Origin of the sequence: Sphingomonas sp. CBMAI 2297, assembly GCF_029870595.1 — a bacterium.
Taxonomy (GTDB): domain Bacteria; phylum Pseudomonadota; class Alphaproteobacteria; order Sphingomonadales; family Sphingomonadaceae; genus Sphingomonas.
In genome coordinates this window covers 241,579-265,203 of the sequence record NZ_JAPDIR010000004.1, presented here as the reverse complement: position 1 = coordinate 265,203, position 23,625 = coordinate 241,579, and the positions used below count along the sequence as shown (strand labels likewise).

Annotated in this window: 22 protein-coding genes; 7 read left to right on the top strand and 15 right to left on the bottom strand. The window is 69.9% G+C overall.

The genetic code is table 11. The annotated features are described in order from the left end of the window. The first annotated feature begins 29 nt into the window (after positions 1 to 29). Both OMP43_RS08180 and OMP43_RS08175 read left to right on the top strand, forming a co-directional pair. A complete protein-coding gene (locus OMP43_RS08180) occupies positions 30 to 1,130 on the top strand; it encodes a DUF2336 domain-containing protein (RefSeq protein WP_280279216.1) in 1,101 nt (366 codons plus the stop codon). Further along, entirely contained in the window at positions 1,127 to 2,524 is a 1,398-nt protein-coding gene (locus tag OMP43_RS08175; RefSeq protein WP_280279215.1) for an ATP-binding protein, read from the top strand. Before OMP43_RS08180 ends, OMP43_RS08175 begins: the two co-directional genes overlap by 4 nt. A gap of 49 nt (positions 2,525 to 2,573) precedes the next feature. Here OMP43_RS08175 and OMP43_RS08170 read toward each other — a convergent pair whose 3' ends face one another. From OMP43_RS08170 to gltX, 4 genes are all read right to left on the bottom strand, one after another. Further along, complete coding sequence (locus OMP43_RS08170) at positions 2,574 to 2,876, bottom strand: hypothetical protein (protein ID WP_280279214.1); 303 nt, start codon at positions 2,874 to 2,876, stop codon at positions 2,574 to 2,576. Between the two features lie 87 nt (positions 2,877 to 2,963). Continuing rightward, positions 2,964 to 3,212, bottom strand: a complete 249-nt coding sequence (locus OMP43_RS08165; RefSeq protein WP_280279213.1) for a hypothetical protein — start codon at positions 3,210 to 3,212, stop codon at positions 2,964 to 2,966. Positions 3,213 to 3,312: 100 nt separating this feature from the next. Then, positions 3,313 to 4,596 carry a citrate synthase gene (locus tag OMP43_RS08160; protein ID WP_275916622.1) on the bottom strand — a complete coding sequence of 428 codons (1,284 nt, stop codon included), beginning with the start codon at positions 4,594 to 4,596 and terminating at the stop codon, positions 3,313 to 3,315. 33 nt (positions 4,597 to 4,629) lie between these two features. Beyond that, positions 4,630 to 6,054 carry a glutamate--tRNA ligase gene (gene gltX, locus OMP43_RS08155; protein ID WP_280279212.1) on the bottom strand — a complete coding sequence of 475 codons (1,425 nt, stop codon included), beginning with the start codon at positions 6,052 to 6,054 and terminating at the stop codon, positions 4,630 to 4,632. An 82-nt stretch (positions 6,055 to 6,136) separates the two neighbouring features. On the opposite strand from gltX, the gene OMP43_RS08150 reads away from it, so the two are divergent. Together OMP43_RS08150 and OMP43_RS08145 are read left to right on the top strand one after the other, a co-directional pair. Beyond that, positions 6,137 to 8,296 (top strand): ComEC/Rec2 family competence protein, encoded by a 2,160-nt coding sequence (locus OMP43_RS08150; protein WP_280279211.1) that lies wholly within the window; start codon positions 6,137 to 6,139, stop codon positions 8,294 to 8,296. After that, positions 8,293 to 8,988, top strand: a complete 696-nt coding sequence (locus OMP43_RS08145) for an EF-hand domain-containing protein (RefSeq protein ID WP_280279210.1) — start codon at positions 8,293 to 8,295, stop codon at positions 8,986 to 8,988. The genes OMP43_RS08150 and OMP43_RS08145 overlap by 4 nt, the downstream gene beginning before the upstream one ends. Before the next feature lie 4 nt (positions 8,989 to 8,992). Here the strand turns inward: OMP43_RS08145 and lexA are convergent, their stop codons facing one another. The 7 genes from lexA to trpD form a co-directional block, all read right to left on the bottom strand. Beyond that, positions 8,993 to 9,679 (bottom strand): transcriptional repressor LexA, encoded by a 687-nt coding sequence (gene lexA, locus OMP43_RS08140; RefSeq protein WP_280279209.1) that lies wholly within the window; start codon positions 9,677 to 9,679, stop codon positions 8,993 to 8,995. A 58-nt stretch (positions 9,680 to 9,737) separates the two neighbouring features. Further along, on the bottom strand, positions 9,738 to 10,922 hold the full coding sequence (gene glp / locus OMP43_RS08135) for a gephyrin-like molybdotransferase Glp (RefSeq protein ID WP_280279208.1): 1,185 nt from the start codon (positions 10,920 to 10,922) through the stop codon (positions 9,738 to 9,740). A 39-nt stretch (positions 10,923 to 10,961) separates the two neighbouring features. Continuing rightward, positions 10,962 to 11,912: a PilZ domain-containing protein gene (locus OMP43_RS08130; protein WP_280279207.1), complete on the bottom strand. Its 951-nt coding sequence runs from the start codon at positions 11,910 to 11,912 to the stop codon at positions 10,962 to 10,964. A gap of 148 nt (positions 11,913 to 12,060) precedes the next feature. After that, a complete protein-coding gene (locus OMP43_RS08125) occupies positions 12,061 to 12,714 on the bottom strand; it encodes a glutathione S-transferase family protein (RefSeq protein ID WP_280279206.1) in 654 nt (217 codons plus the stop codon). 373 nt (positions 12,715 to 13,087) lie between these two features. Then, complete coding sequence (gene moaC / locus OMP43_RS08120) at positions 13,088 to 13,555, bottom strand: cyclic pyranopterin monophosphate synthase MoaC (RefSeq protein WP_280279205.1); 468 nt, start codon at positions 13,553 to 13,555, stop codon at positions 13,088 to 13,090. Between the two features lie 43 nt (positions 13,556 to 13,598). Further along, positions 13,599 to 14,387 (bottom strand): indole-3-glycerol phosphate synthase TrpC, encoded by a 789-nt coding sequence (gene trpC / locus OMP43_RS08115; RefSeq protein WP_280279204.1) that lies wholly within the window; start codon positions 14,385 to 14,387, stop codon positions 13,599 to 13,601. Beyond that, complete coding sequence (trpD, locus tag OMP43_RS08110; protein ID WP_280279203.1) at positions 14,387 to 15,379, bottom strand: anthranilate phosphoribosyltransferase; 993 nt, start codon at positions 15,377 to 15,379, stop codon at positions 14,387 to 14,389. The genes trpC and trpD overlap by 1 nt, the downstream gene beginning before the upstream one ends. Before the next feature lie 146 nt (positions 15,380 to 15,525). On the opposite strand from trpD, the gene OMP43_RS08105 reads away from it, so the two are divergent. Next, positions 15,526 to 16,707, top strand: coding sequence for a M23 family metallopeptidase (locus OMP43_RS08105; protein ID WP_280279202.1), 1,182 nt, complete (start codon positions 15,526 to 15,528; stop codon positions 16,705 to 16,707). 18 nt (positions 16,708 to 16,725) lie between these two features. On the opposite strand, the gene OMP43_RS08100 is transcribed toward OMP43_RS08105, so the two are convergent. The 3 genes from OMP43_RS08100 to OMP43_RS08090 form a co-directional block, all read right to left on the bottom strand. Next, positions 16,726 to 17,043 carry a hypothetical protein gene (locus tag OMP43_RS08100; RefSeq protein WP_280279201.1) on the bottom strand — a complete coding sequence of 106 codons (318 nt, stop codon included), beginning with the start codon at positions 17,041 to 17,043 and terminating at the stop codon, positions 16,726 to 16,728. A gap of 107 nt (positions 17,044 to 17,150) precedes the next feature. Next, positions 17,151 to 17,735, bottom strand: coding sequence for an aminodeoxychorismate/anthranilate synthase component II (locus OMP43_RS08095; RefSeq protein WP_280279200.1), 585 nt, complete (start codon positions 17,733 to 17,735; stop codon positions 17,151 to 17,153). Between the two features lie 55 nt (positions 17,736 to 17,790). Then, complete coding sequence (locus OMP43_RS08090) at positions 17,791 to 18,537, bottom strand: phosphodiester glycosidase family protein (RefSeq protein WP_280279199.1); 747 nt, start codon at positions 18,535 to 18,537, stop codon at positions 17,791 to 17,793. 114 nt (positions 18,538 to 18,651) lie between these two features. Between OMP43_RS08090 and OMP43_RS08085 the strand changes: the two genes are divergently transcribed. Beyond that, positions 18,652 to 19,071: a hypothetical protein gene (locus OMP43_RS08085; RefSeq protein WP_280279198.1), complete on the top strand. Its 420-nt coding sequence runs from the start codon at positions 18,652 to 18,654 to the stop codon at positions 19,069 to 19,071. A gap of 551 nt (positions 19,072 to 19,622) precedes the next feature. Here the strand turns inward: OMP43_RS08085 and OMP43_RS08080 are convergent. Next, complete coding sequence (locus tag OMP43_RS08080; RefSeq protein ID WP_280279291.1) at positions 19,623 to 22,007, bottom strand: membrane-bound PQQ-dependent dehydrogenase, glucose/quinate/shikimate family; 2,385 nt, start codon at positions 22,005 to 22,007, stop codon at positions 19,623 to 19,625. A 222-nt stretch (positions 22,008 to 22,229) separates the two neighbouring features. On the opposite strand from OMP43_RS08080, the gene OMP43_RS08075 reads away from it, so the two are divergent. Beyond that, entirely contained in the window at positions 22,230 to 23,624 is a 1,395-nt protein-coding gene (locus tag OMP43_RS08075) for a leucyl aminopeptidase family protein (RefSeq protein ID WP_280279197.1), read from the top strand. Position 23,625 lies beyond the last annotated feature (1 nt).

The window sequence follows — 23,625 nt, the reverse complement described above, 5'->3', positions numbered from 1 at the left end:
TTAAGGACATTTCCGCTAGCTTGAGGTCGATGTCGGATAATCCCGTCGGCATGCGCGATGGCTCGGCCGTTGGCGCTCGGGAGCTGCTCGCACGCGCGGCGGCTGCGGAGCTGCGCGCCTATAAGGGGCTGATGATCGCGGTCGAAGATTTCTTCCTGCCCGAGGAGGCACGGCTCGACGAGCATAGCCGCGCAGGCCTGGCCGCGCTGCTCCGCGGGCTCGTGGAGACGGTGGAGGGCGAGATTCGCGAGCACGCGGTGCGCCTGCTCACCGGACGCGGCGAGGCCGAGCTGGTCGGCGCGCTGATCGAGCCGGGCACCGCCGTGCTCGCCCGGCTATGGTCCTCGGGCCTGCTGCGCGACGGCGAGCTGATGGCCGAGCTGATCGCCCGGGTGCGCCAGGAGATGCTGGGCACGGCGCTGCCGATGAGCGCGCCGGACGATCCCGAGCGGCCCAGCCTGATCAACCGATTCGTCCAGCATCCCGATCGGGTGGTCGCCGCCAGTGCCATGGCGGTACTGATCGCCGAAAGTCGCCGCAGGACGAGTCCCGAAGTGGGACAATTCCAGACCGAGCTGCCCGCCGAGCTGCATCACAAGCTGGTGTGGTGGACGGCCGCCGCGCTCCGCGAAGGGGTGGAGGGCATCAACGAGGCGCTCGACCGGGCGCTTTGCGAAGCGGCCCAGCGCAGCCTTGCCGCGTATGACGAGGGCGATCGGCTCGAGGCCGCCGCGATGCGCTTCGCCGCGGCGATCGACGCCCAGCCGGGCGAGCTTTCGGGCATGCTCGTCGAATCGCTGGGGGACCGGCGGGTGGTGCTGTTCATCGCGCTGCTCGCCCATGCGATGGGCGTGCCCTATGCGCTTGCCCGCGATCTCGTGCTCGATCCCGCCGCCGAACGGCTGTGGCTGGCGCTGCGCGCGCTCGAGATCGGCCGGGAGGGCGTCGCCCAGATCGGCTATGCGCTGAGCGAGGCGGATCCGCGGCGCGACCTGGAGAAATTCGCCGACACGCTCGATTCCATCGCCGCGATCGCACCGGGCGAGGCGCGCAACGCGCTGGCGCCGCTTCGCCTCGATCCCGATTATCGCGCGGCCCGGATCGCCTTGCAGCGGGGAGGGGCGAAATGAACGTGATCGATCCCACGCTGCCGCTGTCGATCGCCCGGCTGGACGCCGAGGGGCGGCTGATCGATGCCGAGGCGCGGCTGTTCGAGCTCAACATGCGCGCCGGCGGCATGATCGGCGCGCCGCTCGCGGTGCCCCAGATCGCCACCCTGGCGCGGCTCTCGCAGCGGCTGGGCATCGCCATCTCGCGCAACGTCATCGCGGCGGACGGCGAGGACGATCTGGAATTGTGGGTGCGGGCCGAGCCCGAGCAGGGCGGCGTGCGCCTCGAGGTCAGCGGCTGGCGGCTGCGGCCGGGCTGGCGCGCGCCGGCGGGCGAGCCCGAGCGCGACGGCGATTTCTTCCGCTCGGCGGCCGACTGGCTGTGGGAGACCGACGCGTCGCTGCGCATCACCTTCCTCTCGATCGAGGCGGGCGCGCGCTACGGGTTCGACAGCTCGATGATGCTGGGCCAGCCGCTCACCCGGCTGTTCCGGCTCGAACAGGACGAGGCCGGCGAATTGCCGATCCTTTCGGCGGTGGCGGCCCAGGGCCGGTTCGACGGGCAGAAGGCCGAGCTGCGCGGCACCGGCCGGATGGTGCGCCTGGCGGCCACGCCGCGCGCCGATCCGGGCGGCCGCTTCGCCGGCTTTGTCGGGGCGGCGCACATGCTCGACCAGGCGATGCCGGCCGCGCCCAAGGTGGATGCGCCGGTGCCTGCCGCCGCGGTGCCCTTTGGCGGCTTCCCCGATTCGTTCAGCCAGCGGCTCGACCGGGCGCTGCGCGGGCCGCTCGGCAAGATCATTGCCAATGCCGATTCGATCAGCGCGCAGACCGAGGGGCCGCTCAAGCCCGATTATGCCGAATATGCGAGCGACATCGCCAATGCCGGGCGGCACCTGCTCGGGCTGGTCGACGATCTGGTCGACCTGCAGGCGATCGAGCGCGACGATTTCGGCACGGCGGACGAGGAGATCGACCTGGCCGATGTCGCGCGCCGCGCCGCCGGGCTGCTGGCGGTGCGCGCCGCCCAGGCCGAGGTGCGGATCGACCGGCCGTCGATGGACGAGAGCATTCCGGTGCGGGGCGAGTTTCGCCGCGCGCTGCAGGTGCTGGTCAACCTGATCGGCAACGCGGTGCGCTATTCGCCGCAGGGCGGGATGGTGTGGATCCGGCTGGAGCGCGACGAGGCGCGCGGCCATGTGATCGTCGCCGATCAGGGCAAGGGCATCGCCCATGCCGATCAGGAGAAGATCTTCGAGAAGTTCGGCCGCGTCGATCCGAGCGAGCCGGGCGGATCGGGGCTGGGCCTCTACATCGCCCGCCGGCTTGCCCGGGCGATGGGCGGCGACCTGGTGGTGGACAGCGCGCCGGGGCAGGGCGCCCGCTTCGTGTTCAGCATGCCGATCCGGCAATAGGGCGCCCGCCGGAACCCGGCGGACGCCCCAGCGGCCTCCTCAGGCCCGCTCAGCGGCGATAGCAGACCGTCACGCGGCGATGATGGCGCCATTCGGTGCGGCAATAGCGATTGCCGCGATGATAGCGGCCGCGATCCCAGCCGCGATGGCGGCCGCGATCCCAATGGCGGCGGTCGCGGTTCCAGTGGCGGCGATCACGATCCCGATAGCGCCAGTCCTGCGCCGCGGGCGCGGCGGCCGCCAGCGCGATCACGCTGGTGGTGGGCACCGGTGCGGCAGCAGCCGGCGTGGCGGCGCTGGCGACGCCGACGGTGGCGAGCGCGGCCGCGGCAATCAGCTTGGCAAGGTACATTTCGGTTCTCCATTCCTCTCTTCCCGCATGGGCAGAACGATAGAGAAGCGATTGAGTCGCGTTGCTGAACCCGTTGGTATGCTGCGGTTAAGGTTGGCGCTCCTCGCGCTCGGCCCGGCGGGCAGCCTTGCGTTCGGCGCTGGTGGGGACGAGGCGGACGCCGCCGACCAGGATCGCGCTCAGCACGGCGATGATGCCGCCGCGGATCGCCCAGGTCCGGCTGCCGATCATCGGGCTGTCGGCGGGCAGATGGAGAATGCCGAGGCCCTGGAGCAGGAACACCAGGCCGGCGATGATGCCGAGCATGCCGGCAAGGATCAGGATGGTCTGGCGCATTCCGGCGGCTCCCTGGTGATGGTCAGGAGCGCCTTAACCGAAATCGCCGCCCCCGCGAAGGCAGGGACGGCGAAATCGGGCCGATAATCGGGAAGGTGCCTCAGCGCTGGCCGACGGGCACGTAGTCGCGCTGCACGGGGCCGGTGTAGAGCTGGCGCGGACGGCCGATCTTCTGCTCGGGGTCCGAGATCATCTCGTTCCACTGCGCCACCCAGCCCACGGTGCGGGCCAGCGCGAACAGCGCGGTGAACATGGTGGTCGGGAAGCCGATCGCCGAGAGGATCACGCCCGAATAGAAGTCGACGTTCGGGAAGAGCTTCTTCTCGATGAAATAGGGGTCGTTGAGCGCCATTTCCTCGAGCTGCAGCGCCACTTCGAACACCGGGTCGTTGACCTTGAGCGCGTCGAACACCTCGCGCACCGTCTTCTGCATCACGGTCGCGCGCGGATCGTAGTTCTTGTAGACGCGGTGGCCGAAGCCCATCAGGCGGAACGGATCGTTCTTGTCCTTGGCGCGGGCGATATATTCGGGGATGCGCTCCGGACGGCCGATCTCGCGCAGCATGTTGAGCGCCGCCTCGTTGGCGCCGCCATGCGCCGGGCCCCACAGGCAGGCGATGCCCGCCGCGATGCAGGCAAAGGGATTGGCGCCCGACGAGCCGGCGAGGCGCACGGTCGAGGTCGAGGCGTTCTGCTCGTGATCGGCGTGGAGGATGAAGATGCGGTCCAGCGCCTTCTCGACGACCGGGTTCACTTCATAGGGCTCGGCCGGCACGCCGAAGGTCATGCGCAGGAAGTTGCCGGTGTAGCTCAGGTCGTTCTGCGGATAGAGGAACGGCTGGCCGACGCTGTACTTATAGGCCATCGCCGCGATCGTCGGCATCTTGGCGATCAGGCGGTGCGACGCGATCATGCGCTGCTGCGGATCGGTGATGTCGGTCGAATCGTGATAGAAGGCCGAAAGCGCGCCGACCACGCCGCACATCACCGCCATCGGGTGCGCGTCGCGGCGGAAACCGCGATAGAAGGTCGCCAGCTGCTCGTGCAGCATGGTGTGGCGCGTGATCGTGTGGCTGAACTTGTCGAGCTCGTCCTGCGAGGGAAGCTCGCCGTTCAGCAGGAGGTAGCTGACCTCCATGAAGCTCGACTGCTCGGCGAGCTGGCCGATCGGATAGCCGCGGTGGAGCAGCACGCCCTCGTCGCCATCGATATAGGTCAGGCCCGATTCGCACGACGCCGTCGAGGTGAAGCCAGGGTCGTAGGTGAACATGCCGGTCTGGCCATAGAGCTTGCGGATGTCGATGACGTCCGGTCCGACGCTGCCCGACAGGACCGGATACTCGACATCCTTCCCCGGAACCTGCAGCTTCGCGGTATCGCTCATAAACGTCGTCCTATCTTTGGGCCGGACCTGGAATCAGGCCGGCACGGTCATCTGATCAGCGATACGGGCCAGGCTTTCCTCGCGCCCCAGCAGAGCCAGGACGTCGAAGATGCCCGGGGACGTCCGGCGCCCGGTGAGCGCCGCGCGCAAAGGCTGCGCGGCCGCACCGAGCTTGACACCCGCATCTTCCGCAACGGTGCGTACCGCCGCTTCGAGCGCTTCCGTATCCCAGCTTTCCACGCCGTCAAGCGCGGCGTGGAGCTGGGCCAGCAGCGCCCGCGCGTCGCCCTCTAGCAGAGCCTGGGCACCGTCGTCCAATTCCAGTGGGCGAGTGCGAAACAGGAAGGCCGCTCCGTCTGCCAATTCGAGGAGATTCGCGGCGCGCGGCTTCAGCGCGGCCATGCTGCGGCGCAGAAGATCCCGCTGCGATTCCGAAAGTTCGAAACCGATTCGCGCGGCCACCAGATCGGCGAGGCGATCATCGTCCGCGGCGCGGATGTAATGGCCGTTGAGATTCTCCAGCTTCTTGAGGTCGAAGCGGGAAGGCGACTTGCCGACGCCGGACAGCTCGAACCATTGGATCGCCTGCTCGCGGCTGATGATCTCGTCGTCGCCATGCCCCCAGCCGAGGCGGAGCAGATAATTGCCCAGCGCCTCGGGCAGGATGCCGAGCTGGTCGCGATATTCGTCGACCGCCACGGCGTTCTTGCGCTTCGACATCTTGGTGCCGTCGGGATTGAAGATCAGCGGGATGTGCGCGTATTCGGGCTCTTCCCACGCCATCGCGCGATAGATCGGCAGCTGGCGGAAGGCGTTGTTCAGGTGGTCGTCGCCGCGGATCACGTGCGTCACGCCCATGTCGTGATCGTCGACCACCACCGCGAGCATATAGGTCGGCGTGCCGTCCGAGCGGAGCAGGACGAGATCGTCCAGCTCGCTGTTGTTGACCGTGACCGGCCCCTGGACGTGATCCTCGATCGTCACCGCGCCTTCCCGCGGCGCCTTCAGGCGGATGACATAGGGCGCGTTGCCGCCCTCCGCGGGGTCGCGGTCGCGCCAGCGGCCGTCATAGCGCAGCGGCTGCTTGTTCGCCTTCTGCTCGGCGCGCATCGCCTCCAGCTCCTCGGCCGTGGCGAAGCATTTATAGGCATGGCCGCTCGCGAGCATCGCGCGCGCGACTTCGGCGTGCCGCTCGGCGCGGGCGAACTGATAGACCTCCTCGCCGTCCCAATCGAGGTTCAGCCAGCGCATCCCGTCGAGGATCGCGGCGATCGCCGGCTCGGTCGAGCGCGCGCGATCGGTATCCTCGATGCGCAGCAGGAACTTGCCGCCATGGTGACGGGCGAACAGCAGGTTGAACAGGGCGGTGCGCGCACCGCCGATGTGGAGGAAACCCGTAGGCGACGGCGCGAACCGCGTGACGACCCGTTTCGCACCCGTATCAGATGTTGCGCCCAACCGCGCTTGCTCCCAGACTAGATTTTCGATGGCCCATTCAGCCGCCATGGGCGCCCCTAGCACGGGGTTTTCCTCCCTTCAAATGGGGGGCGCGGCGCTGTTCCGCCAGACAGGGGAGGCGATCGAGCGCTGGCTCGAGGCGGAACGCGCGCAGCTGCCGCTCTGGCTGCCGGTGGCGCTGGGGGGCGGGATCACCGCCTGGCTCCTGCTTCCCGACCTGACGCGCTGGATCGCCTTCCTGCTCGCGGCGGGCGCGGTGGCGCTGCTCGGCCTGGCACTGCCGGGGCGGCTGGGGCGGGTGCTGCTGCTCGGCGGGCTTGCCCTGGCGGCCGGGTGCGCGCTGATCTGGTGGCGGGCGGAGCGCGTCGCGGCGCCGGTGCTGGCGCGGCCCGCGGTGGTGGAGATCACCGGCCGGGTGGCGGCGGTCGAACCCTTGCCGGCACGGGCGCTGGTGCGGGTGACTTTGCTGCCGGAGCGGCGCGACCTGCCGCCCCGGGTGCGCGTGAACCTGGCGGCGAAGGATGTGCCCCAAGGGGTGGCGCGCGGCGCGGTGGTGCGGCTGCGGGCGCGGCTGATGCCGCCCGCCGGCGCGTCGGTGCCGGGCGGGTATGACTTTGCCCGCGCCGCCTGGTTCAACGGCCTGGGGGCGACGGGCAAGGGCTTTGCCCCGGTGACGGTGGTGACGCCGGCCGAAGCATCGGGCGGAGGCCTGCGCGCCGCGCTCTCGGCGCATATCCAGTCGCGCATCCCCGGCAGCGGCGGCGGCATCGCCTCGGCGCTCGCCACGGGCGACGAAGGCGCGATCGCCGAAGCCGATGTCGAGGCGATGCAGCGCTCGGGCCTGGCGCATCTGCTTTCGGTGAGCGGGCTGCACGTGACGGCGGTGACCGCGGCGGCGATGCTGCTGGTGCTGAAGCTGCTCGCCCTCAGCCCCACGCTGGCGCTGCGCTGGCGGCTGCCGCTGGTCGCGGCCGGCGCGGGGGCGCTGGCGGCGATCGGCTATACCTGGCTCACCGGCGCCGAGGTGCCGACGATCCGCTCCTGTGTCGCCGCGCTGCTGGTGCTGCTGGCGCTCAGCCTGGGGCGCGAGGCGATCACGCTGCGGCTCGTCGCGGCGGGGGCGCTGCTCGTGCTGCTGCTCTGGCCCGAAGTGCTGGCGGGAGCCAGTTTCCAGCTGAGCTTCGCCGCGGTCACCGCGATCGTCGCGCTGCACGAGAGCCCGCGCATGCACCGCTGGTTCGGCAAGCGCGAGGAAGGCCGGGCGGCGGCGCTGCTGCGCGGTGCCGGCGCGCTGCTGCTCACCGGGGTCGTGGTCGAGCTGGCGCTGATGCCGATCGGGCTGTTCCATTTCCATCAGGCCGGGCTCTACGGCGCGCTCGCCAACATCGTCGCCATCCCGCTCACCACCTTCGTGATCATGCCGATCGAGGCGCTGGCGCTGCTGCTCGACCTGGTCGGGCTCGGCGATCCCGCCTGGTGGCTCACTGCGCGGACGCTCGACCTGCTGCTCTGGCTGGCGAGGACCACCGCCGCGGCGCCGGGCGCGGTGGCGGCGCTGCCGGCCATGCCGCGGGGCGCCTTCGCGCTGATGGCGGCGGGCGGCCTGTGGCTGGCGCTGTGGCGCACCGGCGCGCGCTGGGCGGGCATGGCGCCGCTGGCGATCGGCCTGGCCTGGATGCTCGCCACGCCCGCGCCCGACCTGATCGTCACCGGCGACGGGCGGCATCTCGCGATCCGCATGCCCGATGGGGGCATGGCCCTGCTGCGCGACCGGGCGGGCGACTATACCCGCGACATGCTGGCCGAGACGGGCGGATCGGATGCCGAGCCGGTCGCGCTCGCCGACCAGCCGGGTGCGCGGTGCAGCCTGGACCTGTGCATGATCGAGCATCGGGCCGGCGGCCGCGTCTGGCGCGTGGCGGCGACACGAAGCGGCTATGCCTTGCCCTGGGCCGAATTCACGGCGCTGTGCCGCAGCGTCGACGTGATGATCAGCGACCGCCGCCTGCCGGCTGCCTGCACTCCGCGCTGGCTCAAGCTCGACCGGCCGGCGCTGGCGAAGACCGGCGGGGTGGCGATCGCCTTTGCCGGCGGGCGCGTGACGATGGTGCGCGGGGCGAGCCGGCATCCCTGGATCGACCCGCCCAGGGTGCAGCCATTCCATGTGCCGGATGCAATTCCTGCTGTCGGGACACGAAATCCCTCGCTTTCGGCCCGGATCGCCCTTCTCTTTCCGTCATGATCCGGCCTCCCAAGAAGAGCGACACGATCGAAGTGCGGCTGCCCCATGCGGTGAAGCGCGCCTTCATGGAGCAATGCCGTGCCGAAGGGCGCACCGCGAGCGACGTGGTGCGGGGCTTCGTTGCGGCGCGCCTTTCCGGCGAGGCGAGGGCGGTGCCGGCCCCGCGCCGCTGGTCCCGGCCCATCGCCGCGGCGGCGATGCTCGGGGCGCTGGCGCTCGCCATCCCCGGTGCGATATCGGCCGCACCGGACCTGCGGCCGGCCTTCGCCGCGATCGACCGCAATCATGACGGGCTGCTGACCCCCGACGAATTTGGTCCTCGCCCGCAGGCTACGGGTATCGATTGCGCGCCCCATCGGGTGCTGGCGCTGCCACTGCGCCGTGCCGCTATGCCGGAGGCGCGCGGCATTCGGCCCTTCATCCTCTCGGCGCGGGACTTCGACCTTGCCAGGGCCGACGCGAACAAGGACGGCAAGGTGAGCTTTGCCGAATATGCGGCGCAACGATTGCGGATGTTCCGGGCAGGATTCGGCCTGCTCGATGCAGACCATGACGGCATGCTGACGCCGGGCGAATATGCGGCGGCCTGGAGCCTGTTCAGCTTCCGCGGCAAGCAGCCCGACCTGGCACCCTTCCAGGAACTCGACCGCAACGGTGACGGCAAGGTCACCTGGGCCGAGTTCCTGGCCTGAGCCGTCAGTAGCGGCGGAGCAGCCCGGCGAGGCGGCCCTGCACGCGGACCTGATCGGGGCGATAGCGCTGGGGATTATAGTCGCGATTGGCCGGGTCCAGCCGGATCATCCCGCCTTCCTTGCGGAAATATTTCAGCGTCGCCTCGTTCTCGTCGATCAGCGCCACCACGATCTCGCCCTCGCGCGCAGTCTCGGTGCGGCGGATCAGCGCGAAATCGCCATCGAGGATGCCGGCCTCCACCATCGAATCGCCCGCCACCTCGAGCGCATAATGCTCGCCCGCGCCGAGCAGGGCGGCGGGAACCGGCAGCATGGTCGAATCCTGCAGCGCCTCGATCGGCGTGCCGGCGGCGATGCGGCCGTGCAGCGGGATCTCGACCACGTCGTTGGCGGGGGCCGGAGGTGTCGCGGAAGTTGACGAAGCTGGCGCCACGGGGGCCATATTCTTCGGGCTCGCGGGCTTCTTCGCCTCGCCCCGTTCCGGCATGCGCAGCACTTCGAGCGCGCGGGCGCGGTTGGGCAGGCGGCGGATGAACTCGCGCTCTTCCAGCGCCGAGATCAGCCGATGAACGCCCGACTTCGACTTGAGGTCGAGCGCCTCCTTCATTTCCTCGAACGAAGGCGACACGCCAGTCTCGGCAAGCCGATCGGCAATGAAGCAGATGAGCTCGTGCTGCTTGCGCGTGAGCATCCAGTTTCTCCCGGTCTGGAACAGACTGGGAACGTTTTTGCAATGTTCCGCCTGCTTGTCAAGCGATGTCGAGGATTTCCGCCGAGTCGCCGGTTTTCGCCTCCAGGGCCCCCGCCGGGCGGACGATCAGGCAGGTGGCGCGCGCCAGCGTGCGCAGCATCGAGGAGTCCTGGATCGTCGCGGCATGGGCGCGGCCGCCGATCAGCTCGGCGCGGAGATAGTCGGCGCGGACGCCGGTGGCGGGCAGGGGCTCGCCCAGGGGGACGATGCGGGTGCGCGGCAGTGGATCGGCGGCCCCGGCGAGATGCGCGATCAGCGGGCGGACGAACAGCGTCGCGGTGACGAAGGCCGAGACGGGATTGCCCGGCAGGCCGAGCACCGCGGCATCGCCCAGCCGGCCGGCCATCATCGGCTTGCCGGGGCGCAGCGCCACTTTCCAGAAATCGATCGCGGCGCCGGCCGCCTCGAGCGCGGGGCGGACCAGGTCGTGATCGCCGACCGAGGCGCCGCCGGTGGTGACGAGCAGGTCGCAATCGAGCGCGCGGAACGCGGCTTCGAGCGCGTCCCGGCGATCGGGCAGGATGCCGAGGTCGATCAGCTCCACTGCCGGGCCGGCCAGCAGCGCGGCGAGGAGCAGGCGGTTGGTCTCGGGGATCTGGCCCGGGCCGAGCGGGGCGCCGGGCGGCACCAGCTCGTCGCCGGTCGAAAGCAGCGCGACGCGCACCTTGCGGCGGACGGGCAGCACGGCATGGCCGGCGATCGCGGCGAGCGCGAGCCGGGCGGGGGAGATCGCCTCCCCGGCGCGGATCAGCAGGTCGCCGCCGGTGAAATCGAGCCCGCGCGGGCGGACGCTGCTGCCCGGATGCGGCGGGCCTTCGCCGGCGAGCGCGAGGCGGCTGCCGTCGCGCGCGGCTTCCTCCTGCACCAGCACGGTGTCGGCGCCAGGCGGGAGCGGGGCGCCGGTGAAGATGCGCAGCGCCTGGCCGGCGCCGATCCCGCCGCCAAAGCCATGGCCGGCGGCGCTCTCGCCGATCACTTCCCAGGGGCCGGGCAGGTCGGCGAAGCGAATCGCATAGCCGTCCATCGAGGAGAGATCGGCGGCGGGCTGGGTGCGCAATGCCGCCACGTCCCCGGCCGCCCACCGCCCCGCCGCCGCGGCCAGGGGGCAGGCCTCCTCCGGCACCGGCTCGGCGAGCGCCAGCAGGCGGCGCTGGGCTTCGGCGACGGGGAGGAGCGCGGGCATGGATCCGGCCTAGGCCAGCACCGCGCGCGGCGCCAGCCTTCAGGACCGGCCGGCGATCCGTCCCAGGTCGTGCTGCTTCAGCGGCAGGCGGAATTCGCAGAGAAAGCGGTGGCGATCGTCGGTTTCGATCACCGCGGCCGGGCCGCCGCCGATGTTCGGCAGCGAGATCCACAGCTGGGCGCCGGTCGCGAAGGGCGCACGCGTCTCGAATTCGACGAGCTGGGGCGTGATCGCGCGCAGCTTGACGTTCCACCAGCGCACGCCTTCGCGCACGCGCGCCGGCGTATCGAGGCGGATCGCCTGCTTGTCCGGGATCAGGCCGACGGGCTCGTGCATCATCGCCATGCGCGTGTGATGCGACGGAGTCTGCTGCACCTGGCGCAGCCACGGCATCAGCACCTGCCAGGGCAGGTCCTCGTCAAAGGCGACGCCGGCGAGATTGCCCTGCGACCATTTCACTGCGCCGTCGAGCGGCCGCAAGCCGTCGAAATTGATCTGCACCAGATCGCCGAGCTGGAGCGCGATGTCGGTCTCGAAGCCGCAGCCGCCCTGGGAGAGGTTGCGGCTGCGCGTGAACTCGACCTGGTTGCCGCGGCGCACGCAGATCGTCTGATGCAGCTCGACGCGCGGCACGGAGCGGCGCTCGGCGGGAAGGGCGGCGAGATTGCGGGCGAGCGTGCCGATCACGTCGATCGGCAAGTCGAACAGAAAGCCCGCCGAGCCCTGCTCGGTCCAGGCGATGCGGCCGGGCAGCGACTGGCCGTTGGCGAGCTCCAGCCGGAGCCCCTCTTCCTCCACCACTTCGTCGTCGAGCTGGAGCATGGCGCCGACCGCGCTGAGCTTGCGGATCGCACAGGCGAGGCGGCCGGTCTCGCCGGCCAGGAAGGCCGAATCGAACGCCGCGTGCTCGCCCGGCTCGGCAAGGAGCTGGGTGCCCGGCGGCTCGGCCGACAGGCTGAAAATAGTGGAGGACGCAAGTCCTTGTCGCATAAATGATTTTTCCCGCCCCGGCCCAGGCGGATAGTGCGACCCAGGATCTGAAGGCGGGGTTAATCCGCAGGGTTGCGGAATTCCTAATGGCCGCCCGGCCGTCATCCCCGCCCGCGCGGGGATGACGGGGAAGGATAGAGGCTCCAGCCTAATCGCGGTCCGGCGCCCCCAGCGGGAAATAGGCGCGATAGGGCCGGGCTTCCTCGACGCAGCGGGAGACCGAGGGGCGGGCGAGCAGGCGGGCGCGATAGGCGCGCAGATTGGCCAGCGCCTCGGGGATCGGGCGCACCCAATCGGCATAGAAGAGCGAAGGCGCGGCGGCGCAATCGGCGAGGGTGAAACTGTCTCCCACTGCCCAGACCCGCCCGGCCAGATGGGCATCGAGCCAGGCATAGACCTTGTCGAGCCGCGCCATCGCCTCGTCGAGGCCGATGGGATCGCGCCGTTCCTCGGGCAGCAGCGCGTCGAGCACCGGCCGCTGCATCGTGCCCATCACATAATTGTCGAAGACCCGGTCGAGCATCCGGGCCTGCACCGCGACATCGGCGTCGGCCGGGATCATCGGCACCGGGCCGGGGTGATGGACATGGAGATATTCGATGATCGCCGTCGCCTCGAGCACCGTGCGTGCGCCCTCGACCAGGACCGGGAAGAGCTTGAGCGGCCAGCGCGCCTCCAGCTCGGCATTGGCCCCGGCATCCTCCAGGCTGCGGAAGGTGAAGGGAGTGGCGTTCTCGTAGAGCGGGATCAGCGCCTTCCAGGTATAGGACGAGAAGGGGTGGCCGAAGAGCTGAAGCGACATGGCATCCTCTGATAGTTAGGTTTAAAGCTAACTATATTGGCATGGAGGCGCTGTCACGTGCTTTCTTCAGCCATTCCCCTCCGTGGAGGAGGGGTTAGGGCCAATCGCCATTCGGGCTAAGGGAGCGGAGTGGAAGGCCGGAACAGTTCGAACCAACCTCCTTGGTCACCTTGAACTTGTTTGGCGTTTATCCTCTCGGGACAAGGAGTGCCCGATAGCCGTCATCCCCGCCTGCGCGGGGACGACGGAATGGGGTGTACCTGTCTTTACGGGATAAGCGCCCAAGGGAAGATGGCCCGTCGGCAGGACGCCTGGACGCTACTCGCTCCCAGCCCCTCCCTTCCAGGGAGGGGAGCGCAAGGGGAATAGGCGCTCAGGCCGCCCAGTCGCCCGATTTGCCGCCCTTCTTGGCGAGCAGCCGGATCTCGCCGATCACCATCGTCCGGTCGAGCGCCTTGGCCATGTCGTAGAGCGTGAGCAGCGCGGTGGAGACGGCGGTGAGCGCTTCCATCTCGACGCCGGTCTGCGCTTCGGTGGCGGCGGTGGCGGTGACCGTCACACCGGTCTCGTCCGGCACCAGTTCGACCGCGACCCGGGTAAGCGGCAGCGGATGGCAGAGCGGGATCAGCTCGGCGGTGCGCTTGGCGGCCATGATCCCGGCGATGCGGGCAGTGCCGAGCACGTCGCCCTTCTTCACTGCCCCGGCGCGGATCGCGGCGGCGGCCTCCGCCGACATCGCGATGCGCCCGGTGGCGACGGCCTCGCGCGCGGTGACGGCCTTGCCGGCAACATCGACCATGCGCGCCGCGCCGGTTTCGTCGAGATGGGTGAGGTCGGTCATTTCCCTCTCCTCGAGGAGGCGCGGGAGAACGGGCCCACCCCGTTCATCCCACCAGTGCCCGGGTCGCGGCTTCCACATCGTCTTGGCGCATCAGCGACTCGCCGATCAGGAAGCAGCGAATGCCGTGCGCGGCCATCGCGTCCAGGTCGGCGCGGCCGTTCAGCCCGCTCTCGGCGACGAAGGTGCAATCGGCTGGCGCATGGGCGACGAGTTCGTAGGTTTTCTGGACATCGACCTCGAAGGTCTTGAGATTGCGGTTGTTCACGCCGATCAATCGCGAGCGGAGCCGAAGCGCCCGTTCGAGCTCGGCGGCATCGTGCACCTCGACCAGCACGTCCATGCCCAGGCCCAGCGCCGCATCCTCGATCTCGGCCATCTGCGCATCCTCGAGCGCGGCGACGATGATCAGTATCGCATCCGCGCCGATCGCGCGCGATTCGAGCGCCTGCCAGGGATCGACCATGAAGTCCTTGCGGATCACCGGCAGGTCGCAGGCGGCGCGCGCGGCGATCAGATATTCCTCATGCCCCTGGAAATATTCGAGATCGGTGAGCACCGACAGGCAGGCGGCGCCGCCGGCCTGATAGGCGCGGGCATGGGCGGGCGGATCGAAATCGGCGCGGATCAGCCCCTTGGAGGGGCTGGCCTTCTTGATCTCGGCGATCAGGCCATAGCCGCCCGCCGCGGCCCTGGCGTCGAGCGCGGCGCGGAAGCCGCGCGGCGGCGTGCGGGTGAGGGCGAGGCCGTGCAGGTCGGCGACGGAGGCGGCGCGGCGCCGCGCGGCGACCTCGTCGTGCTTGGTGGCGATGATCTTGTCGAGGATCGTGGACATCAAAAGGCGATCCAGCAGTCGAGCAGCGCCTTGGCAAGGCCCTTGTCGATCACTTCGGCGGCTTCCTCGGCGCCCTCGCGCAGGTCGCCCGCCTGGCCGGCGATCACCAGCGCGGCGGCGGCGTTGAGCAGGACGGCGTCGCGATAGGGGCCGGGCTCCCCCTGGAGCAGGCGGCGCAGGGCGAGGGCGTTATACTCCGGGCCGCCGCCGCGAATGGCCGCCAGGGGGTGGCGGGGCAGGCCGGCGTCTTCGGGGGCGATCCGCGCCGGCAGGCCGGAGCTGCCGATGCTCACCACGACGCTGGCATGCTCGGTCGAGAGCTCGTCCAGCCCTTCCTCGCCCGAGACGATCGCGGCGGAATCCACGCCGAGCTGCCGGAGCGCCTCGGCATAGATCGGCGCGTAATCGGGGCGGGCGATGCCGATCAGCTGGCGGCGGACATGGGCCGGATTGGCCAGCGGGCCCATCAGGTTGAAGATGGTGCGGCGGGCGATGCGGCGGCGCAGCGGCCCGATCCGCGCCAGCGAGGGATGGTGCGCCTGGGCGAACAGGAAGGCGATGCCGAGCTCGTGGAGCGATTCCTCGGCCCGGGCGCCGGCGCGGTCGAGATCGAGGCCAAGCGCCTCCAGCGTATCGGCGGCGCCCGATTTGGACGAGGCGGCGCGATTGCCATGCTTGGCGACCGGCACGCCCGCCGCGGCGACGACCAGGCTGACGGCGGTGGAGACGTTGAGCGTGTGATGCCCGTCGCCGCCCGTGCCGCACACGTCGATCGCGCCCGCCGGGGCGGTGATCGGGATCAGCCGGGCCCGCATCGCCCGTGCGGCCTCGGCGATCTCGATGCTGGTCTCGCCGCGCACCGACAGGTCGATCAGGAAGCGTTCGATCTCGGGCTCGGGCACCTTGCCGTCGAGAATGTCGGCAAATGCCTGGGCGGCGGATTCGCGGGCGAGCGGCGTCGCCGGATCGGGGAGGAGGGCAAAGGGCGTCACGCGGGCTCTATCGGCCCAGGGGCGGGGCGAAGTCGAGCAAATCCTGCTGGAGGCGGCATGAAGCCCCGCTGGGGGCGTGGAAGCGGCTTGACCGGACCGCCGCGGCGGCGTCTTGAAGAAGCGCAACTTCGGGGCGTGGCGTCGATATGGTCTCCCATCTGGTGCAGGGGCTGGCCCTGCTGCTGTCGATCGCGGTGCCGGTGGGGCAGGATCGGGGCGAGCCGGTCCATCAGGCACAGATGGAGGCGCGGATCCGCGCGGCGCCGCGCCCGGTCACCGGCAGCGACGGCAGGCGGCACCTCGCCTATGAATTGCAGGTGACCAGCCATTATGCGGGCGACGCACCGCTCCGGCTGACGCGCCTGGCGATCTTCGCGGGCGATGCCCGGACGCCGCTGGCGACGCTGGAGGGCGCGGCATTGCGGGCGCGGCTCGGCGCGCGGGCGGCGGACGAGGCCCCGCAGGACGGCATCCCGATCGCCGACGGGACGAGCCGGACATTCTTCCTCTGGCTCGCTTTGCCGCCCGGCGCGCCTCCCGCGACCCTGCGGCACCAGCTCAGCTTCCGCGCCGACAAGGGGGCGATCCAGCGCGCCGACGATGTGCGGACCCCGGTGATCGCGGCGGCGCCGGTGCGGATCGGGCCGCCCCTGCGCGGCGGGCGCTGGCTGGCGGTCGAGGGGCCGGGCAACCATCTGTCGCATCACTGGGGCAGCATGGTCGCGATCGACGGCATGCTGAGCATCCCGCAGCGCTACGCCATCGACTGGTTCGGGCTGGACGGCGGCAACCATTCGATCCGCGGCGTCCATGCCTCGCCGGCGGCGACCATGGATGCGGACTGGATCGGCTATGGCCGCGACGTGCTCGCGGTGCGCGACGGCGTGGTGGTCGATGCGCGGGATGGCATCCCGAACGGCACCCCGCTGGCGCCCCAGCAGGTGCCGGACGACCTCACCGCGCGGATCCTGTACGGGAATTTCGTCGTCCTGCGGATCGCGCCGGGCGTCTATGCGCATTACGCGCATCTGCGGGCCGGCAGCGTGCGGGTGCGGCCTGGCCAGCGCGTGCGCCGCGGCATGGTGATCGGCCGCCTCGGCCAGACCGGAAGCGCGGGCGCCCCGCATCTCCATTTCCATGTCAGCGACCGGCCGGGCTTCGAGCGATCGGAGGGGCTTCCCTTCGTCATCGACCGGTTCACGCTGCTCGGCGAGGCGAGGATCGAGGACAGCTTCGACTCGGCGGTGCCGGTTCCCGTGCGGGCGGCCGGCGCGCGCATGCGCCGCGACGCGCTGCCGCTCGACGGCAGCATCACGGCGTTTCCATGAGCGGCGGTGGCGCGGGTATCAGCTCGCGTTGCCGGGGGGAGCGTCCCCGCCGCCGTCCTGGCCGCACCCGCCACGGTGCCAGCCGTGGCGCGCGGGCAGCTCGTCGGGGGTGAGCTTGCCATCCTTTTTGATGTCGAGCTTGTCGAAGCGGGCATTGGCCGCCGCGATCCATTCGGCGCGAGTGATCGTGCCGTCGCCATCGGTATCGGCGCTGGCGAACCGGCCTAGGTCCCCATTTCGGCCGTGACCCATGCTGGCGGAGGCGATGCCGCCCGCCGCCACCGTGACCAACACACCCGCGAGCGTCGCGCTGACCAGCTGCAGCTTGTGGTTCATTGCGTTCTCCTTCCCGCCCGGAATCGGGCCAGGCTGGAGAAAATCGCCGGCGAACGTCGCGCGTCTATGTCGTCGGATGACCGAATTTGTCGCAAATTATCCGCGCGTCAGGCGATCGCGCGCGCCTCGATCCCGGCGATGCGCAGGAAATTCGCCAGCATCGCATGGCCATGCTCGGTGGCGATGCTCTCCGGATGGAACTGCACGCCGTGGATCGGCAGCGACTTGTGCCGGAAGCCCATCACATGCGCGTCGTCGGCGGTGGCGTTGACCACCAGATCCTCGGGAATGTCGGTGACGATCAGCGAATGATAGCGCGTCGCGGTGAACGGCGAGGGCAGGCCTTCGAACAGGCCGGTGCCGTCATGGTTCACCGGGCTCGTCTTGCCGTGCATCAGCCCGCCGCGCACCACCGATCCGCCGAAATGCTGGCCGATCGCCTGATGGCCCAGGCAGACGCCGAGCAGCGGCTTGCCGAGATCGGCACAGGCGGCGACGAGATCGAGGCTGATCCCGGCTTCGTTGGGCGTGCAGGGGCCCGGCGAGATCAGGAAGGCCTGGGCATTGCTGGCGACGGCATCCCGCGCGGTGAGCGCGTCGTTGCGCACCACCTGCACATCGGTGCCCAGCTCCATCAGATAATGGACCAGGTTCCAGGTGAAGCTGTCGTAATTGTCGATGACGAGGATCATGGGAATGCCCCTAGCGCCTTCGTCCTTCCCGCGAAAGCGGCGTGGCGAACCCGGGTCAACGCTGCAGCGCCACCACGATCGGCCCGATCGGCGCGCCGCCGTCCATGCGGTCCGCCACCGGATCCCACAGGCGCGAGACGGCGCCGTCGAGATAAAGGGCATCGGGCGCGGCGAGCCTGTCGCGGAACAGCCGGGCGAAGCGGCCGAACGACACCGGTTCGTTGCTGATCGCGAACCAGGCGCTGCCGTTCATGCCGACGCCCACCGCGTTGCGCACCTGGAGCGAGGTGCCGTTCTCGGCCAGCTTGGGGTGGAGCTGGCCGTCGATCAGCAGCATCGGCCCGGACTGGGTGGCGAAACGGACGTGATCGGGCTTGTTCCGCGCGAAATCGTCGGTGGTGGCGACGTGCCAGCCCTTGGCGTCGCCCCAGAACACGCCGTTCGGCTGCATGTGGAAATTGCCGGGCCCGGGGCGCCGGTTGAGCGGCTTCTGCTCGGCGCCGTCCTCGACATAATAGCCGATCGGCAGGCCGGAGGCGTCGAACATGCCGGCGTTCATCGCGAAGGCAATGCGCGGGTAGCGCGGGCCCAGCCGCGGCTCGAGCCCGGTGAAGTCGCGCATCGGGCGGCCGTCCTTGCCCTTGTCGACCAGCATCAGCGCGTGCTTCTGCGGATCGGCGCGGCACACGGTGAAGCGCGTGCCTTCGAAGCGAATGTCGCGGCACGCAGCGTCGATGCCTCCGTTGGAGGCGCAGGCGGCGAGCAGCAGGAGGGCGCCGGCAGGGGCGATCGGCCGGATCATCCCTGCCACTTAGGGGCAAAAGACGCGGAGGCAAGGCGCCGCGTGCCTTGGGCTTGCCACAGTGAGGCGGCACGCCGGGCGGCGAGGGGCGTTGTTGCGCCGGAAGGAGTGTTCATGATCGTTCGTTTGCTCGTTGCCGCCGCGCTGCTCGCGGGGCCCGCCATGGCGCAGGACAGCAAGCAGTCGCAGGATACCGAGAGCAGCGGCCCGCCAAAGCGGGTGCGCAGCATCCTGCTCTACGGGCAGGAGGAATGCCCGAAGCCGCAGAGCGAGGAGGAGATCGTCGTGTGCGCCAATGCCGGCGAATCGCCCTATCGCATCCCCAAGCAGTTCCGGAACCAGCCCAAGCAGGACGCCGCTTCCCAGGCCTGGACCAACCGGGTGGAGACGGTGGAAGAAGTGAACCGCGCCGGGCTGCCCAATAGCTGCTCGCCGGTGGGTACGGGTGGCCAGACCGGCTGCACCCGCCAGATGATCCGCCAATGGTATCAGGAGCGGCTCGACCAGAAGGCCAAGGACGCGCAGGTTCCTTGAGCGGGTAGGACTCTTCCTCGCGCAGCGGGGGTGGGGGAAGGAGGGTGGACGAAGCCGCCGGCTTGTCTCCTTCCCGTCATCCCTGCTTTCGCGGGGATGACGGCCATTGGGCATTCCTCGTCTCAAGGGGACAAGCGCCGAACAAGTTCAGGGTGACGAACGAGGTTGGTTCGGCGTGCTCCCGCCCGCCAAGCCACATCCTCAGCCTGAATGCCGATTGGCCCTAGCCCGGCTCGTGCCCGGTCTCGTCGTCGTGCATCCTTCGGATCTTGTCGAAGGCCGCTGCTCCGCCGGGCTTGCTGTTGATGGCAAGGTGAAGCTGGCAGCTTGGGCAGGTCACGCCGCTCCCGTCCAGGAGCTGGGTGATCTTGACCTCGATATAATGGCCGCACTGGGGACAACTGAGTCCAGGATTGCGGGATGGGTTCACGAATGCCTCTCCTTCTTGCGCGAAGAAGCCTAGCGTCCGCCCGCGAGCCCGCAAGGCCGTGCGCCGCCATCGCCCGGGGAAAGGCGCTCCCGGACAATCCGGCCCGCCCGACGATCGCGAATTACGGCAGCGCGTAGGCGACCACCTCGTCGCCGATCGGCGTCTCCATGAAATGATGGCCGCCGGCATAGATGACGAGATACTGCCTGCCGTTCGCCTCATAGGTGATCGGCGTCGCCTGGCCGCCCGCGGGCAGCACTGCCTTCCACAGCGTCCTGCCGGTCTTCAGGTCGATCGCGCGGATCAGATTGTCCGTCGCCGCCGCCACGAAGATCAGCCCGCCCGCCGTCACCACCGCGCCGCCATTGTTCGGCGTGCCGATGCTGATCGGCAGCATCGAGGGGATGCCGAACGGCCCGTTGGTGCGCGCCTCGCCGAAGGGGCGGTCCCAGATCGTCTTGCCGCTGGCCATGTCGATCGCGCGGATCCCGCCATAGGGCGGCTGCTTGCAGAGCAGCCCGGTGAACGGCATCCGCCAGCCGGCATTGACGTTGATCGCATAGGGCGTGTTCGCCTGGGGATCGCCCGCTCCTTCGGCACCGCCGATCCTGCCGCGGGCCTGGTCGCGCGGGGCCCAGCCGAGCCGGTCCGCCTCCGCGCGCGGGACGAGCCGGACATAGTTAGGCATGTCGTTGTAGTTGGCGACGATCACTCCGCGCTGCGGGTCGACCGCGACGCCGCCCCAATCGGTGCCGCCATTATAGCCGGGATATTGGATCGAGTGCCGATCGGCCTCGGGCGGCGTGAAGAAGCCCTTGTAGCTCGCCCGGCGGAAGTTGATGCGGCACAGCATCTGGTCGATCGGCGACATGCCCCACATGTCGCGCTCGGTCAGGTCGGGCTTGCGCAGCGTATGCCAGAGCGAGACGCGCTGGGTGGCCGCGCGCTGCTCCGGCTCGACGCCGCCGCCCGGCACCTTCATCTCGCCGACCGGAGTAAGCGGCTGGCCGGTGCGGCGGTCGAGGATGTAGATGTCGCCCTGCTTCGAGGGGAGGATCAGCGCGGGCGCCCCCTTATAGTCGACCAGGGTCGCCTGGGCGCCGAAATCATAGTCCCACACATCGCCGCGCACCGCCTGGAAGCGCCATTTCGGCTTGCCGGTGGTCACGTCGAGCGCCACCAGCGACGTGGCGTAGAAATTCTCCTCCGGCCGGCGCAGCGACGAATAATAGTCGGCCGCGGCATTGCCCATCGGGAGATAGACCAGCCCCAGCTGCTCGTCGCCGCTCGCCATCGTCCACATGTTCGGCGTGCCGCGCGCCCATTCCTGCCCGGCGGGCGGGGCGCCGTTCCAGTGCGGATGCATCATGTCCCAGGCCCAGCGCAGCTGGCCGGTGACGACGTCGAACCCTTGGATCACCCCCGACGGCGCCCAGCGATCCTGCCCGTCCAGCACCTGATGACCGGTGACGAGCACGCCGCGAACCAGCGTCGGCGGCGAGTTGATCGAGACGAAGCCCGCCGGAACCTTGCCCATGCCCTGCTTGGCGTCGACCTGGCCGTCCGTGCCGAAATCGGCGCAGGGCCTGCCGTTCCTCGCATCGACGGCGATCAGCCGCGCGTCGAGCGTGCCCTCGATCACCCGCGTCGCGCAGGCCTGGTTCGCCGGCGCGTTGGGAACCGCATAATAGACCACGCCGCGGCACGCCGCCGTATAGGGGATCGCGTCGTCCGGCACCTTGGGATCGTAGCGCCACTTCTCCATGCCGGTGGCGGCGTCGAGCGCGAGCAGGATGTTCTTGGGCGTGCAGATATACAGGCTGTCGCCCACCTTGAGCGGCGTATTCTCCGCGCCATAGGTCTTCCGGATCATCGCGGAGGATGGCAGGTCGCCGGTGTGGGTGAGCCAGACCTGCTTGAGCTTCGCGACGTTCGCCGGCGTGATCTGAACGAGCGGCGAGTAGCGCCGGGCGCTGGTGGTACCGCCATAGACGGGCCAGTCGGCCCCGGTCTGCTGGCCCGAGGGGTCCAGCATCCCCGCGGTGCCGGGCGCGGGCAGGCCAGCGCGCACCGGATCGGGCTGGCCGGCTGCGGCGGCCCAGAAGTTGATCACGGTGAGCACCAGCGCCACCGCGACGCCGCCCAGCGCCAGCCGCCACTTGCCCGGCGCAGGGGTGAGCGTCGGCAGCACCAGGATCACCGCGACGGCGAGCACGACGGGTGCGATCACGCGGGGCACCTGCGCCCAGGGATTGGACCCGACTTCCCACCAGGCCCAGAGGATGCTGGCCACGACGATGGCGAGATAGAGCCAGCCTCCGCCCATCCGCCCGCGGATCAGCAGCCAGCCGGACCAGAGCATCAGCGCGCCGGTGAGAAGATAGTAGAGCGAGCCGCCCAGCACGGCGAGCCAGACCCCGCCGACCGCCAGCACCAGCCCGATCAGGCCGATCACCGCGCCGACGATCATCGCGGCGATGCTGCGCCGCCGGGGCGTTTCCTCCACCGGCTCGAGATAGGGGATGCGCTCCCCTTCATAGCGCGTGTCGGTCATCGCTTGCTCCCTGTTGCCCGCGGACGGACTGGAAACCGGGGGCGCAACGATTGGGTTCCCTCGCGCACCAAAATTCATGTTCGATGCGGTCGCCCCGTCGAAAGCCGAAGTGACGGCCCGGAGAAACGCAAAAGCCCCTAGCCCTCGCCGCCGCCATTACCTAGATCAACGCCCATGCCTGATCCCAACACGCTCGTTCAGCCCGACAAGGGCCAGCCCGCCCGCACCATCCACGTGATCGACGCCAAGGGGTTCGACGCGTGGCTCGCCGCCCAGCCGCCGCGCCACCGCACCGCCGCCGCCGCGCAGAAGCTGGCGCCCAGCGCCCATGCCAGCGCGATCCTGCCCGGCGACGGCGCCGAGGACTGGTCGGTGGTGAGCGTCGTCGCCAACGTCGAGCGCCTGTCGGCCTGGTGCCTGGCCAAGCTCGCCGAGACGCTTCCGGAAGGGACGTACCGCGTCGAGGGCGTCGAGCCCGGCAAGGCGATCCATGGCTGGCTGGCCGCCCAGTATAAGTTCGATGCCTATAAGAAGGACGAGAAGGCGCCCGTCGGCCCGCGCGTGCTGCTCACGTCCGAGCCCGCGCGGATCGAGGAAGCGGTGCGCATGGCCAATGCCACCTACAAGCTGCGCGACCGGATCAACACCGGTGCCAACGACATGGGGCCCGCCGATCTCGAGGCCGCCGCGGCCGAGCTGGTCAAGGCGCATGGCGGCCAGCTGACGGTGGTGAAGGGCGATGAGGTCGCGAAGGGTTACGGCCTGCTCTGGGCCGTCGGCAAGGCCGCCGGCAAGGGCCGCGAGCCGCGCCTGATCGAGATCGAATGGGGCAATCCCGAGCATCCGAAGATCGCGATCATCGGCAAGGGCGTGTGCTTCGATTCGGGCGGCCTCGACATCAAGCCGGCCGCCGGCATGCGCCTGATGAAGAAGGACATGGGCGGCGCGGCGCACGCGCTGGCCACCGCCGAGCTGATCATGGCGTCGCGCCTGCCGGTGCGGCTGCACATGCTGGTCCCCGCCGTCGAGAACTCGATCAACGGCGAGGCGACGCGCCCGGGCGACATCATGCGCTCGCGCAAGGGCATCACGGTGGAGAACAGCAACACCGACGCGGAAGGCCGCCTGATCCTGGCCGATGCGCTGACCAAGGCCGAGGAGAAGGGGCCGGAGCTGGTGATCGACTATGCGACGCTCACCGGCGCCGCCCGGGTCGCGCTGGGCGCCGACCTGCAGGCGCTGTTCGCCAATGACGACACGCTGGCGAGCGAGCTGCTGGCCGCGGCGGAGACCGAGTCGGATCCGATGTGGCGCCTGCCGCTCTACGATCCGTACAAGGAGATGCTGAAGTCGGACGTGGCCGATATGGTCAACGCCGCCGAGGCGCCGTTCGGCGGCGCGCTGACCGCTGCGCTGTTCCTCAAGGAGTTCGTCCCCGAAAAGGCGCAATGGGCGCATCTCGACATCTTCTGCTGGAACGGCAGCCACAAGCCCGGCCGCCCCAAGGGCGCCGAGGCAGTGAGCCTGCGCGCCGTGTGGAAGGTGCTGAAGGACCGCTACGGGAAGTAAG